Here is a 14,356-nt window from a genome sequence, read left to right as displayed (position 1 = left end):
CGTGCCTCGTACCGTCAGGGACGTCGTCTTCGTCGACGGCGTCCGCACCCCGTTCGGCAAGGCGGGCCCGAAGGGCATCTACCACGAGACCCGCGCCGACGACCTCGTCGTGAAGGCCATCCGGGAGCTGCTGCGCCGCAACCCCGGTCTTGACCCCAAGAAGATCGACGAGGTCGCCATCGCCGCGACCACGCAGATCGGTGACCAGGGTCTGACCCTGGGCCGCACGGCCGGCATCCTCGCCGGACTGCCGCAGTCGGTCCCGGGCTACTCCATCGACCGTATGTGCGCGGGCGCGCTGACCGCCGTCACCGCCACCGCGGGCTCCATCGGCTTCGGCGCGTACGACGTCGTCATCGCCGGCGGTGTCGAGCACATGGGCCGTCACCCCATGGGCGAGGGCGTGGACCCGAACCCGCGCTTCGTCAGCGAGAAGCTGGTCGACGAGTCCGCCCTCTTCATGGGCATGACCGCCGAGAACCTGCACGACCGCTACCCGACCATCACCAAGCAGCGCGCCGACGAGTACGCCGTGCGCTCGCAGGAGAAGGCCGCCAAGGCGTACGCCAACGGCAAGATCCAGCAGGACCTGGTGCCGATCTCGGTGCGCAACACCAATGCGGAGGTCGGTGAGACGGGCTGGGGCCTGGTCACCGCCGACGAGCCGATGCGTCCGGGCACCACGCTGGAGAACCTGTCCGGTCTGAAGACCCCGTTCCGCGTCCACGGCCGGGTCACCGCCGGCAACGCGGCCGGTCTGAACGACGGCGCCACCGCCTCGATCATCGCGAGCGAGGACTTCGCCCGCGAGAACAACCTCCCGGTCAAGATGCGCCTGGTCTCGTACGCCTTCGCGGGCGTCGAGCCGGAGGTCATGGGTTACGGCCCGATCCCGGCCACCGAGAAGGCCCTCGCCCAGGCCGGTCTGTCGATCGAGGACATCAACCTCTTCGAGATCAACGAGGCCTTCGCCGTCCAGGTGCTCGCCTTCCTCGAGCACTACGGCATCGCCGACGACGACGCGCGCGTCAACCAGTACGGCGGCGCCATCGCCTACGGCCACCCCCTCGCCTCCTCCGGCGTCCGTCTGATGACGCAGCTGGCCCGCCAGTTCGAGGAGCAGCCGGAGGTCCGTTACGGCCTCACCACCATGTGCGTCGGCTTCGGCATGGGCGCCACGGTGATCTGGGAGAACCCGCACCACAAGGACGCCGGAGGCGACAAGTGACCACCGCTGAACTCCTGAAGGGCGCAGCCGAGCTGTTCCCCGACGAGGTAGTGACGTCCGCGAACGTACGCCACCTCGACCTGCCGTTCGGTGCCGGGCGCTTCGCGCTCATCACCCTCGACAACGGCTTCGACCACACCAAGCCGACCACCTTCGGTCCTCAGTCGCTGGCGAACCTGAACGCCGCCATCGACCAGGTCGAGAAGGAGGCCGCGGCCGGCGAGATCGTCGGTATCGGTGTCACCGGCAAGCCGTTCATCTTCGCGGTCGGCGCCGACCTCAAGGGCGTCGAGCTGCTGAAGAGGCACGAGGACGCGCTCGCCATCGGCAAGGGCGGCCACGAGGTCTTCAAGCGTCTGTCGGGCCTCGCGGTCCCGACCTTCGCCTACTACAACGGCGCGGCGATGGGCGGTGGCGTCGAGGTCGGTCTGCACTGCTCGTACCGGACCGTCTCCGCGGCCCTGCCGGCCTTCTCGCTGCCCGAGGTCTTCCTCGGTCTGGTCCCCGGCTGGGGCGGCTGCACGATCCTGCCGAACCTGATCGGCGCGGACAAGGCCGTCTCGGTGATCATCGAGAACTCGCTCAACCAGAACAAGCAGCTCAAGGGCGGTCAGGTCTACGACCTCGGCATCGCCGACGCGCTGTTCGAGGGTGCGGACTTCCTGGAGCAGTCGCTGCTGTGGACGGCCGCCGTCCTCAAGGGCGAGATCGCCGTCGAGCGCCCGGAGATCGACCGCGGCGAGGCCTGGGACCAGGCCGTCGCGCGGGGTCGCTTCATCGCCGACAGCAAGGTGCACGGGGCCGCCCCGGCCGCCTACCGCGCGCTGGACATCATCGCCGCGGCCAAGGACGGCGACCTCCAGAAGGGCTACGACGCCGAGGACGTGGCGCTCGCCGACCTGATCATGGGTGGCGAACTGCGCTCCGGCATCTACGCCTTCAACCTGGTCCAGAAGCGCGGCAAGCGTCCGGCGGGCGCGCCGGACAAGTCCCTCGCGCGTCCGGTCACCAAGGTCGGCGTGGTCGGCGCGGGCCTGATGGCCTCGCAGCTGGCCCTGCTCTTCCTGCGCCGCCTCGAGGTCCCGGTCGTCCTCACGGACATCGACCAGGAGCGCGTCGACAAGGGTGTGGGCTACGTCCACGCCGAGATCGACAAGCTGCTGCTCAAGGGCCGCGTCAACCGGGACAAGGCCAACCGCCTGAAGGCCCTGGTCTCCGGTGTGCTGGACAAGGCCGAGGGCTTCTCCGACGCCGACTTCGTCATCGAGGCCGTCTTCGAGGAGATCGGCGTCAAGCAGCAGGTGTTCGCCGAGGTCGAGGCGGTCGCCCCGGCGCACGCGATCTTCGCCACCAACACCTCCTCGCTGTCGGTCACCGAGATGGCGTCGAAGCTGAAGAACCCCGAGCGGGTCGTCGGCTTCCACTTCTTCAACCCGGTCGCGATCCTCCCGCTCCTGGAGATCGTGCGCGGCGAGCAGACGGACGACGCCTCGCTGGCCACGGCGTTCGCCGTCGCCAAGAAGCTGAAGAAGACCGCGGTCCTCACCAAGGACGCCCCGGCGTTCGTCGTGAACCGCATCCTGACCCGCTTCATGGGCGAGATCCAGAACGTCATCGACGAGGGCACCCCGGTCGAGGTCGCGGAGAAGGCCATCGAGCCGCTCGGCCTGCCGATGTCCCCGCTGGTCCTCCTGGAGCTGGTCGGTCCCGCGATCGGTCTGCACGTCTCGGAGACCCTCAACCGGGCCTTCCCGGACCGCTTCACGGTCTCCCCGAACCTCGCGGCCGTCGTCAAGGCGGGCAAGCGCGGCTTCTACGTCTACGACTCCGGCAAGCCGGAGCTGGACCCCGAGGTCGCGGCTCTCCTCAAGCAGGGCGACGTCGTCCTGACCGAGGAGCAGGTGCGGGACCGGGTCCTCGACGCGGTCGCCCAGGAGATCGGGCTCATGCTCGACGAGGGCGTCGTCGCCGAGGCCCAGGACATCGACCTCTGCCTGATCACCGGCGCGGGCTGGCCCTTCCACCTGGGCGGCATCACGCCGTACCTGGACCGCGAGGGCGTCTCGGAGCGCGTGACCGGGAAGCGGTTCCTGGAGCCGGGCGTGGCGTCGGTTCCGGCGTAACGGCCTGACGGCATACGGGAAGAGGGCCTCCGCGCACCGCGCGGAGGCCCTCTCTCGTTCTCAACCACCGCGAACCGCCACGACCGACGCTCCGTCAAAGGGCGGCGGAGGGCGGGGAGGCGAGCGCGAGCGCCCCGGCGGTCGGCGGATCGGCCGGAAGACCTGCTGGGTCTGACGGTCCTCGTTCTCGCGCCCGGCGGTACCGCGTACTGGCTCTACTGCGACCTCGACGGCCCGAGTCGGCGAAGAAGTCGCCCGCCACAGGCGGGAGTTCCTGACCTGCCCCCACGGGCGACCACGGGCGACCATGGGCGAGGGCCCGGCCGGTACCTGAACAGGTGGCGGCCGGGCCCTCGTTCGTGTGAGCGGTGAACGGCGTCAGACCGTGCGCCAGGCCTCCAGGGCTATGCCCGGCTCGTCCTTGCGGCGGGTTACGCGGAGTTCTCCGAGCCCCGGGGAGAGCGTCGCGGCGACCACCCGGCCCTCCTCGTCCTCGGCCAGCGCCAGCAGCGCGTCGGCGGGGAGTTCGGGACCCGACTCCGTCCACCACGCGCCCGCCGACTCGTCCTCGGTCGGGTAGGCGGCGAAGGCCACCCGGCCGCTCGATGCGCGCTGGGCGAGCAACGTGCAGTCGTGGCCGTCCAGTTGGCAGCGGATGACCCGGACGGGACCCGGGCCGGCCGAAGTCAGCAGGCTCACGGGCCTGGTACCGGGACGCCAGGCGCACACATCGCCCGAGGTGTCGGTGAAGAAGAGCGTGGTCGAGTCGGCGGAGGTGGCGAGCGCCTGCAGCGTGTCCGCGCGGACCGGTGCCTCCAGCGCCTCGTCCAGGGCGGGTTCCGCGCCCGCCTCCTCCTGGCTCCAGTGCAGCACGCCGCCCGCGACGGCCGCGTACAGCTCGACGCGGCCGGACATCCCGGTCACGGCCGCCAGGTCGCCCTGGACGTCATGCCCCTTGAGGTCGCGCCAGGGCCCCCAGCCGCCCTTCTCCTTCTGGGCGATCATGCTGACTCCGCCGCCCCTGTTGCGCACGAAGACATGGGCGCGCCCCTGCGCGTCGACCGCGACGGCGGGGTTGCCGGTCCGGTCCCCGGTGCGGTCGGGGTGCCCGATCGGGCTCCAGTCGAGGGCGGCGAGATCCGGCCGGAAGTGGGTCGAGTGGACGAGACCCGACTCGTCCCGGACCGTCGGACGCCAGGAGACCAGATGGGTGTAGCGGTCGGGCCCCTGCCCCAGGGCCAGTACGGAGTGCAGGCGCTGTTCGCCCCCCACGGTGCGGGGCGGGTCCCAGGGGCCACCGGGTCCGCGCTCCGCCCGGCAGCGGACGGTGGCCTCCGACAGCAGGTACGCACTGAGCCTGCCGTCGCGACCGCGTATGAGCCAGTCGACGTTCACCGCTTCACCTTAATCGGGGGCGGACCGCCCGTTGATCCGGGGCATGCCGCTCGCCGGATCCCGCCCCTCCCCGTCAGCGGTTCACGGTCGCTCGGCGCCGCGTGGGCGGACCGGCGCGGCACCCGTGGCGCACCGGAACAAGTCCTGTGCGTCAAGATCACGCCGTCAGGCATCCTGTCGTTGATCACCGGGCTCGGATCCAGTCGTCCGGACCCACTCGGCCATGCCCACGGGTGCCCGGGACGAATGCGGGCACCATCGGAACGGAGAAGACCCACATGGTAAGCAGACGTGAGCTGTTGGGCGGGATGGCACTCGCGGGGGCGGGCGCTGTGACCGGCGTCGTCGGCAGCGCGGGGACCGCCGCGGCCGACGCCCCGCTGGACACCCCGTTCACCCCGGTCGCCACACCCCACCTTCTCGAAGCCGAGCGGATGGTCCACTACCAACGGCTGATGGCTGCCGGGCATCTGCCCCACGGCCTCTCCGGACACTGGCCGCTGGACGGCTCCGCCGCCGACCGATCCGGTCAGGACCGCCCCCTCACCCTCGGCACCGGCGCGTCCTGGACCAGCCGGCGGGCCGGCGGCGAACTCACGCTCGACGGAACCCCGGCGGGATACGGGGCCACCTCCTCCGTCCTCGACACCACGGCGCCCTTCGCCGTCTCCGCCTGGGTCTGCCTGGCGGCCGACGCCGCCGCCGACAACATGTACACGGCGGTCAGCCAGGACGGAACGAGCTGCAGCCGCTTCCTGCTCCAGTACGACGACACCGCCCGCGCCTGGGCGTTCAAGGTGCGAACCGAGGATCAGGGCACCAAGATCTCCGCCCTGGCGACCACCGCCCCCACCCCGGGCGTCTGGACCCACCTGACCGGGGTGTGGGACGGCAACCGCGTCCACCTGTACGTGAACGGCGTGCTGGAGGGAAGCGCGGACGCGACCGTGTCCTGGGCGTCGCCCCAGGGACTCAACGTCGGCAGGGCCCGCTGGGACGGCGCCTACGTCAACCGTTTCAAGGGGGCGATCGACGACGTCCGCGCGTACGGCCGTGCCTTGAGCGCCGACGAGGTCTCCCTCATCAGCGGCCGCACCGCTCGGCTCAACAACGTCTATCTGGTCGGCTCCCCGTCCACGGTCACCTGGGGAACGCCCGACGAACTGCCGACCTGGATCGCACGGGCCCGCTGCTCCTCCTTCCTCACCTGGGTGCTGAAGCACACCTACAGTTGGGCCACCGACGACTACTTCTCCCAGTACTTCCACGACCGGATCCCGGAGGCCGCCGACTATCGCAACGCCTTCACCGACGGCACCGCCGGTCCGCGGTTCCAGCGGATCCGGAAGGTCGCCGATCTCCAGCCCGGGGATCTGATCGCGGTGGACTACCAGAGTCAGGTCGACGGCAGCACCGGCCATATCGTGATGGTCCGGGCGGTCAAGGGCGTGTTCACCGGGGTCGCGGACTTCGCGGGCGAGACCCAGTACGCCGTCGAGGTCGTCGACTGCACGGCCGAGCCGCACGGCGTGTACGCGCTGACCAACTACCCCAAATACCCCGACACTCGTATGGTCAGCACCGAGAAGGCGGACCAGTTGGAAGGCGTCGGCATCGGTCACATGATGTTCTACGCGTCGAACACCACGGGCGAGTTCTCCCGCTACCGGTGGAGCGTCAACACGGCCAAGGAGAACGCCCGCCCCGTGAGCTCCTGGCCGATAGCCGCGGCCCGCGTCGTCTGACGGGAGGATGCCTCCGAAGGAACCGACGGCTCTCCGGCAGAGTGAGGGCATGACGACTTCGGAGGAACGGGCGACGCTGGTCGTCGTGGACGGTGCCAACGTGGTGGGCTCCGTGCCGGACGGCTGGTGGCGGGACCGCCGCGGCGCCGCCGAGCGACTCAGGGACGGCCTGGTGGAGGTGGCCCGGCGGGGTCTGCCCGGCCGTCCCGGTCCGCTGGAGATCGTGCTGGTGGTGGAGGGCGCGGCGCGCGGGGTGGACTCCGTCCCCGGGGTGCGGGTCGACGAGGCACCGGGCAGTGGCGACGACCGCATGGTGGAGCTGGTGGCCGAGGCGCGGGACCGCCCGCGTCTCGTGGTCACGGCCGACCGCGAACTGCGCCGACGGGTCACCGACCTGGGCGCCGAGGTCGCAGGCCCGCGCACCGTACGCCCCCACCCCTGACACCGGCCACCGGCCACCGGCCACCGGGGACGCCGGGAGCGGCGATACGGGGTGCGGGCGGGCGGCGGCCCCGTGCCCGGCGGCCGGGTGCCGGGCACGGGGCCGGTGAGCGGGTGGCGGGCGGTCAGCCGGCCGTGCCGCCGGGCGGGTTCCGGGTTCCCTCGGGGCCGGTCTCCGCCCGGCGCCCCAAGAGGCTGTGCTTGCGTCCGTACAGGAAGTACACGGCGACGCCGATCACCATCCAGATCGCGAACCGCAGCCAGGTCTCCGCCGGCAGGTTCAGCATCAGCCACAGCGTCGCGAGCACCGACAGGATCGGCACCCAGGGCACCAGCGGGGTGCGGAAGGAGCGGGGCAGGTCGGGACGGGTGTGGCGGAGGACGACGACGCCGACCGCGACCACGATGAAGGCGAAGAGCGTGCCGATGTTGACCAGCTCGGCGAGCTCGCTGAGGGTGGTGAAGCCCGCGAGAATCGCGATGATGACACCGAGCAGGATGGTGGGCCGGTGCGGGGTGCGGAACTTCGGGTGGACGCGGGAGAAGAACCGCGGCAGCAGCCCGTCGCGGCTCATCGCGAAGAAGACCCGGGTCTGGCCGAGCAGCAGGATCATGCAGACCGTGGTCAGTCCGACGGCGGCGCCGAAGCTGATGACGCCCGCGAACCAGGGATGCCCGGTGGCCTTGAACGCGTCGGCGAGCGGTGCGTCGATGGAGAGTTCGGTGTACTTCTGCATGCCGGTGACCACGATCGACACCAGGACGTAGAGCGTGGTGCAGATGATGAGCGAGCCGAGGATGCCGCGCGGCATGTCCCGCTGCGGGTTCTTCGTCTCCTCGGCGGCCGTCGCGACGACGTCGAAGCCGATGAACGCGAAGAACACGACGGAGGCCGCGGTGAAGATGCCCATCACGCCGAAGTTGGTCGGCGCCCAGCCGAACATGAGCTGGATCAGCGGCGACTTGATGCCGCTGCCCGCCTCCACGTTCTGCGCCGGCGGGATGAACGGCGAGTAGTTCTTGCTCTCGATGAAGAAGGCACCCGCGATGATCACGATCAGGACGACCGTGACCTTGATCGCGACGACCAGCGTCGTGATCCGGGCGGAGAGCTTCACGCCGATGACGAGAATGGCGGTGAGCACCAGGACCAGCGCCGAGGCGAGGATGTCGAAACCGAAGCCGGAGGCCCCGTCACGCCCGCCGAGCGAGTCGGGAAGGTGCCAGCCCGCGTTGTCCATCAGCGAGCGCACGTAGCCGGACCAGCCGACCGCCACCACCGCCGTGCCGAGCGCGAACTCCAGGACCAGGTCCCAGCCGATGATCCAGGCGGGCAGCTCGCCCAGGGAGGCGTACGAGAAGGTGTACGCGGATCCCGCGACCGGGACCGTGGAGGCGAACTCCGCGTAGCACAGGGCCGCCAGTCCGCAGGCGACACCCGCGGCGACGAAGGCCAGCGAGACACCGGGTCCCGCGTTCTCCTTGGCCACCTTGCCGGTGAGGACGAAGATGCCGGTGCCGATGATGACACCGACGCCGAACACGGTGAGGTCCAGAGCGGACAGCGACTTCTTGAGCGCGTGCTCCGGCTCCTCGGTGTCCAGAATCGATTGTTCGACCCTTTTCGTCCTGAAGAGGGTGTTGCTCACGGACGTACCTCCCACGCTTGTCGTCCTCGACATGATCGAGAGGGCAGGTAGCACGTATCCCCCGACGCGGCGCGCATCACGCGGATGGGCCGGTTCCACCACCCGTACAGGGTGCTGAAACCGGCCCATCGGCCGTGTCGGGATGCGTCAGTCGCGCGCGGGCTGTACGGCGTCCACGGCCTGCGCCGCGCTGCTCTCGAAGCGGCCGTCGAGCTTGGCGACGAGTCCGGTGACCTGCCGGGCGATGTCCGGCGCGGTCAGCCCGATCTCGGCCATGACCTCGGCGCGGGAGGCGTGGTCGAGGAAGCGCGGCGGGATGCCGAAGTCGCGCAGCGGGACGTCGACGCCCGCGTCGCGCAGTGCCTGCGCGACGGCCGAGCCGACACCGCCCACCCGGGAGTTGTCCTCGACGGTGACGACCACGCGGTGCTGCTCGGCGAGCGGCGCCATGGCCTCGTCCACCGGCTTGACCCAGCGCGGGTCCACGACGGTGGTGGAGATGCCCTGGCGGTCCAGCAGAGCGGCGATCTCCAGGCACATCGGGGCGAGCGCGCCGACGGACACCAGCAGCACGTCGGGCGCGTCGGTGCCGGGCTCCCGCAGGACGTCCATGCCGCCGATCCGGCCCAGGGCGGGGACGGCCGGGCCGACCGCGCCCTTGGAGAAGCGCACCACGGTGGGCGCGTCCTTCACCTCGACGGCTTCGCGGAGCTGGGCACGGACCTGGTCGGCGTCGCGCGGAGCGGCGAGCCTGAGGCCCGGGACGACCTGGAGGATGGACATGTCCCACATGCCGTTGTGCGAGGCGCCGTCGGTGCCGGTGACACCGGCGCGGTCCAGGACGAAGGTGACGCCGCACTTGTGCAGGGCCACGTCCATCAGGACCTGGTCGAAGGCGCGGTTCAGGAAGGTCGCGTAGACGGCGAAGACGGGGTGCAGTCCGCCGGTGGCGAGGCCGGCCGCGGAGACGGCGGCGTGCTGCTCGGCGATGCCGACGTCGTAGACCCGCTTGGGGAAGGCCTTGGCGAACCGGTCGAGGCCGACCGGCTGGAGCATCGCGGCGGTGATCGCGACGATGTCCTCGCGCTCCTTGCCGAGCGCGACCATCTCCTCGCCGAAGACGGAGGTCCAGTCGGCTCCGGAGGAGGCGATCGGCAGGCCCGTGTCCGGGTGGATCTTGCCGACGGCGTGGAAGCGGTCCGCCTCGTCCTGGAGCGCGGGCTGGTAGCCGCGGCCCTTCTCGGTGAGGCAGTGCACGATGACCGGCCCGCCGAAGCGCTTCGCGCGGGCCAGGGCCGATTCCAGGGCCTCGATGTCGTGACCGTCGATGGGGCCGACGTACTTCAGGCCGAGGTCCTCGAACATGCCCTGCGGGGCGATGAAGTCCTTCAGACCCTTCTTCGCGCCGTGCAGCGTCTCGTAGAGCGGCTTGCCGACGACCGGCGTGCGCTCCAGGAGGTCCTTGCCGCGGGCCAGGAAGCGCTCGTAGCCGTCGGTGGTGCGCAGGGTCGCCAGGTGGTTCGCGAGGCCGCCGATGGTCGGCGCGTACGAACGCTCGTTGTCGTTGACGACGATGATCAGCGGGCGGTCCTTGGCGTCGGCGATGTTGTTCAGCGCCTCCCAGGCCATGCCGCCGGTGAGCGCGCCGTCACCGATGACGGCGACCACGTGGTCGTTCCTGCCGAGGACCTCGTTCGCCTTCGCGAGGCCGTCGGCCCAGCCGAGGACCGTGGAGGCGTGCGAGTTCTCGATGACGTCGTGCTCGGACTCGGCCTGCGCCGGGTAGCCGGACAGACCGCCCTTCATCTTCAGCCGGGAGAAGTCCTGCCGGCCGGTGAGCAGCTTGTGGACGTAGGACTGGTGGCCCGTGTCCCACAGCACTCTGTCCTTCGGTGACTCGAAGACGCGGTGCAGGGCGATGGTCAGCTCCACGACACCGAGGTTGGGGCCGAGGTGGCCACCGGTCTTGGAGACCGCGTCGACGAGGAAGGTCCGGATCTCCTCGGCCAGCTGGTCGAGCTGCTCCAGGGTCAGCCGGTCCAGATCGCGCGGTCCCGTGATGCGGGTCAGCAGCGCCACCCGTGCCTCCTTGCAGTGATCGAGCTGTTGCCGGGTTCGTCGAGTCTAATGTTCCGCCTTTTCGGGCGCGGGCCGGGCCTGGCGATCCACGCCACACGAACGGCCCAACCGGACGGAACACGCGTTTCCCGTCCGGACGTGGCTGCGTCCGGCGCCTCGACGGGCACCGGACGTGACTGTGCCCGGCGCCGCCATTGGCGCCGGGCACAGGCCTGGGTGGGTGAGAACCCTACGCGCGACCCGCGGACTTCTGGGTCTTGCGGGTGACGGCGTCGATGACGACCGTGGCGAGCAGAACGCCACCGGTGATCATGTACTGGACCGGCGAGGCGATGCCCTGCAGGGCCAGACCGTACTGGATGGAGACGATCACCAGAACACCCAGCAGGGCGTTCCAGGTGCGACCACGGCCACCGAAGAGGCTGGTGCCACCGATGACGGCCGCCGCGATGGCGTTCATCAGGAGGTCACCGGCACCGGCGCCCTGGTTGGCGGAGGCGATCTTCGAGGCGATGAACAGACCGCCGACGGCGGCGAAGGTACCGGAGATCGAGAAGACCGAGATGCGGATCAGCTCGACGTTGATACCGGCACGGCGGGAGGCCTCGACACTGCCACCGAGCGCGAAGATCTTCCGGCCGAACGCGGTACGGCGGAGCACGAAGTCCGTGACCAGCAGGACCGCGAGGAAGATCACGACGGCGAGGGGCAGGCCCTTGTACTGGTTGTACATGATCGCCACGCCGAAGGTGAGGACACCCAGCAGCACCGTGCGGGCGACGGTCTCGCCGACCGGGCGGGACGGCACACCGGCCGCCTCGCGGCGCTTGTTGCCGAGGAACGAGCTGACGAAGAACCCGGCGGTCACGACGACCGCGAGCACGTAGGCGGCGGCGACATCGGTGAAGTAGTAGCTGGTCAGCTTGGCGACGACGCCCTCGCTGTCCAGGTTGATGGTGCCGTTGCTGCCGAGGATCTGGAGCATGAGGCCGTTCCAGAACAGCAGACCCGCCAGGGTGACGGCGAAGGCCGGCACACCGATGCGCGCGAAGACGAAGCCCTGGACCGCGCCGGCGACCGTGCCGGTGAGGATGGCCAGGACGAACGCCAGCCACTCGTTCATGCCGTGCGTGACGCTGAGCACGGCGAACGTGGCGCCGGCCAGGCCGGAGAGCGAACCGACCGACAGGTCGATCTCACCGAGCAGCAGCACGAAGACGATGCCGACCGCGATCATGCCCGTGCCGACCATGGCGACGGAGATGTCGGAGAGGTTGCCCGCCGTGAGGAAGTTCTCGTTCAGGCTCGCGAAGATCGCCCAGATGACGATCAGGCCGATGACGACCGGGATGGAACCCAGGTCACCGGACTTCATCTTGCGCTTGAACTCGCCGACGTAACCGGCGAAGCCCTGCTCGCGGACGAGCAGGCGCGGGTCCACGGCGGTGACCGCCTTGGCGGCCGCCTCGGGGTTCTCCACCTCGTGGGAACCGGTCTCAGAAGTCTTGTCGATGCTCACTTCTGAGCCTCCCCGCTGCGCGCCGCACGACGGGTCACGGCGTTCTCCGTGGCGCCCGTGATGGCGGAAATGATCTCTTCCTGGGAGGTCGACTTGACCTCGAAGATGCCGTTGTTGCGTCCGAGACGCAGCACGGCGACCTTGTCGGCCACGGCCTTGACGTCAGCCATGTTGTGGCTGATGAGGATCACCGCGTGACCCCGCTCGCGCAGCCGCTCGACCAGGTCGAGGACCTGGGCGGTCTGCTCGACGCCGAGGGCCGCGGTGGGCTCGTCGAGGATGACGAGCTTGGGCTCGCCGAGCATCGAACGGGCGATCGCCACGGTCTGGCGCTGACCGCCGGAGAGCGAGGCGATCGGGATGCGGACGCTGGGGATGCGGATGGACAGCGTGTCCAGCAGCTCGCGGGAGCGGCGCTCCATCTCGACCTCGTCCAGGACACCGCGCTTCTTGAGCTCGCGTCCCAGGTAGAGGTTCCCCACGACGTCGATGTTGTCGCAGAGCGCGAGGTCCTGGTAGACCGTCGCGATGCCCAGGTTCTGGGCGTCGTGCGGGCGGTTGATCTGAACGGCCTTGCCGTCCCATTCGATGGAGCCCTCATCGATGGGGTGCACGCCGGCGATCGTCTTGACCAGCGTGGACTTTCCGGCGCCGTTGTCGCCCACCAGGGCGACCACTTCACCGGCGTGGACTTCAAGCTCTACATCGGTGAGCGCCTGGACGGCACCGAATCGCTTGGAGACCCCGCGCAACGCCAGAACAGGCGTAGCGGACACGTGAACCATCTCCTTCGCCGCCTGACCCGGCGGGAGGTTGTGCAGAAGTTTGCGGTGGGGGTTCCGTCCGGTGCCCCGCTTAGCTTGCGGGGCTGTTGGATGCGGGGCACCGGAGGAGCTTTGGATCAACGAGTCACGTACGGGAATTCAGCGGCGAATTCCCGTACGCGTGGACGACTCGCGGTTGGTTACTGCAGGCCGGCCTTCTTGCAGGCCGCGGCGTAGGCCGGGGTGCAGATGTCGTTGACCGTGTACAGGCCGTCCTTGACGACGGTGTCCTTGATGTTCTCCTTGGTCAGCGAGGTGACCGGGACCAGCAGGGACGGGATCTGCTTGTCGGTCGGGCTGTCGACCTTGTCCTTGGCGACGGAGTCGAGCGACTTGCCCTGGGCGAGCGCGACGGCCAGCTCGGCGGCCGCGTCGGCCTCCGGGGCGTACGGCTTGTAGACGCTCATGAACTGCTCACCCGCGAGGATGCGCTGCACACCGGCGAGCTCGGCGTCCTGGCCCGTGACCGGGACCTTGATGCCGGCGGCCTTCAGCGCGGTGATGATACCGCCGGCCATGCCGTCGTTCGCGGAGTAGACACCGACGATGTTCTTCTTGCCGAGAGCCGAGATCGCCGCCTCCATGTTGGCGTTGGCGTTCTCCGGCTTCCACTCCTTGGTGTCGTACTCCTTGCCGACGTTCACCTTGCCGTCGAGCACCTCGTGGGCGCCGGCCTTGAACTGAGCGGCGTTCGGGTCGGTGACCGAACCGTTCATCATGACGATCTTGCCGGACTTGGCCTTGGAGCCGAGCGCGGAGAGGAGCGCCTCACCCTGCGTCTTGCCGACCGTCTTGTTGTCGAACGAGGTGTAGGCCGAGATGGGGCCCTGCGCGAGGCGGTCGTAGGCCACGACCGGGATGCCGGCGTCCTTGGCCTTCTGGACCGAGCTCTTGATCGCGGCGGCGTCCACAGCGTCAACGATCAGCACGTCCACCTTGTTGGTGATCATCGTGTCGACCTGCTGGTTCTGGGTGCTCGCGTCCTGCTTGGCGTTCGCGTAGACGACCGTGCCCTTGTTGTTCGTGAGCTCCGCGACCTTCTTCTCGATCAGCGGCTTGTCGAACTTCTCGTAGCGGGCCGTCTGGTTCTCCGGAAGGAGCAGACCGACCTTGATCGCGTCGCCCTTCTTGGCGGAGCTGGCGGAGCTGTCGCTCCCGCCACCGGACTCCTTCGCGCTGCCACAGGCGGCGAGAGAGACAGCCATTGCACCAGCGGCAACGGCAACGGCGGCACGACGCATCTGCGTGTTCATTCCTAAACCTCCCTGACGAGGCCGCGTCGTTGCGGCCGAGGTGGACTGGAGTCAACTCGGCCACACGTGCGACGTCAAGAAGTAAATACTTAACGAGATG

The 14,356-nt window shown here is 69.5% G+C and carries 10 protein-coding genes; 4 read left to right on the top strand and 6 right to left on the bottom strand.

The genetic code is table 11. The features are described from left to right. The first annotated feature begins 1 nt into the window (after position 1). Positions 2-1,228, top strand: coding sequence for an acetyl-CoA C-acyltransferase (locus ACIQ7M_RS29625; protein WP_355775684.1), 1,227 nt, complete (start codon positions 2-4; stop codon positions 1,226-1,228). Next, positions 1,225-3,351: a 3-hydroxyacyl-CoA dehydrogenase NAD-binding domain-containing protein gene (locus ACIQ7M_RS29620; protein ID WP_403650138.1), complete on the top strand. Its 2,127-nt coding sequence runs from the start codon at positions 1,225-1,227 to the stop codon at positions 3,349-3,351. The genes ACIQ7M_RS29625 and ACIQ7M_RS29620 overlap by 4 nt, the downstream gene beginning before the upstream one ends. A 378-nt stretch (positions 3,352-3,729) precedes the next feature. Here ACIQ7M_RS29620 and ACIQ7M_RS29615 read toward each other — a convergent pair whose 3' ends face one another. Then, complete coding sequence (locus tag ACIQ7M_RS29615) at positions 3,730-4,746, bottom strand: hypothetical protein (protein ID WP_403650135.1); 1,017 nt, start codon at positions 4,744-4,746, stop codon at positions 3,730-3,732. A gap of 278 nt (positions 4,747-5,024) precedes the next feature. Between ACIQ7M_RS29615 and ACIQ7M_RS29610 the strand changes: the two genes are divergently transcribed. Next, positions 5,025-6,491 carry a LamG domain-containing protein gene (locus tag ACIQ7M_RS29610; protein WP_403650132.1) on the top strand — a complete coding sequence of 489 codons (1,467 nt, stop codon included), beginning with the start codon at positions 5,025-5,027 and terminating at the stop codon, positions 6,489-6,491. A gap of 49 nt (positions 6,492-6,540) precedes the next feature. Continuing rightward, on the top strand, positions 6,541-6,933 hold the full coding sequence (locus ACIQ7M_RS29605) for an NTP pyrophosphohydrolase (protein WP_403650129.1): 393 nt from the start codon (positions 6,541-6,543) through the stop codon (positions 6,931-6,933). 124 nt (positions 6,934-7,057) lie between these two features. On the opposite strand, the gene ACIQ7M_RS29600 is transcribed toward ACIQ7M_RS29605, so the two are convergent. From ACIQ7M_RS29600 to ACIQ7M_RS29580, 5 genes are all read right to left on the bottom strand, one after another. Further along, the gene (locus ACIQ7M_RS29600) at positions 7,058-8,581 is read right to left on the bottom strand and encodes an amino acid permease (protein ID WP_403650126.1); all 1,524 of its coding nucleotides are present in this window, start codon (positions 8,579-8,581) and stop codon (positions 7,058-7,060) included. Positions 8,582-8,728: 147 nt separating this feature from the next. Next, positions 8,729-10,660, bottom strand: coding sequence for a 1-deoxy-D-xylulose-5-phosphate synthase (gene dxs / locus ACIQ7M_RS29595; protein WP_386981141.1), 1,932 nt, complete (start codon positions 10,658-10,660; stop codon positions 8,729-8,731). Positions 10,661-10,889: 229 nt separating this feature from the next. Next, positions 10,890-12,179 (bottom strand): ABC transporter permease subunit, encoded by a 1,290-nt coding sequence (locus ACIQ7M_RS29590; protein ID WP_355769264.1) that lies wholly within the window; start codon positions 12,177-12,179, stop codon positions 10,890-10,892. Next, the gene (locus ACIQ7M_RS29585; protein ID WP_037621840.1) at positions 12,176-12,964 is read right to left on the bottom strand and encodes an ATP-binding cassette domain-containing protein; all 789 of its coding nucleotides are present in this window, start codon (positions 12,962-12,964) and stop codon (positions 12,176-12,178) included. The genes ACIQ7M_RS29590 and ACIQ7M_RS29585 overlap by 4 nt, the downstream gene beginning before the upstream one ends. Positions 12,965-13,143: 179 nt before the next feature. Further along, positions 13,144-14,244, bottom strand: a complete 1,101-nt coding sequence (locus ACIQ7M_RS29580) for a substrate-binding domain-containing protein (RefSeq protein ID WP_355769278.1) — start codon at positions 14,242-14,244, stop codon at positions 13,144-13,146. Positions 14,245-14,356 lie beyond the last annotated feature (112 nt).

The organism is Streptomyces sp. NPDC096324 (assembly GCF_044763015.1).
Classification (GTDB): domain Bacteria; phylum Actinomycetota; class Actinomycetes; order Streptomycetales; family Streptomycetaceae; genus Streptomyces.
Note: the sequence above shows the minus strand (reverse complement) of the source record. Positions and strands in the feature narration are given on the sequence as shown.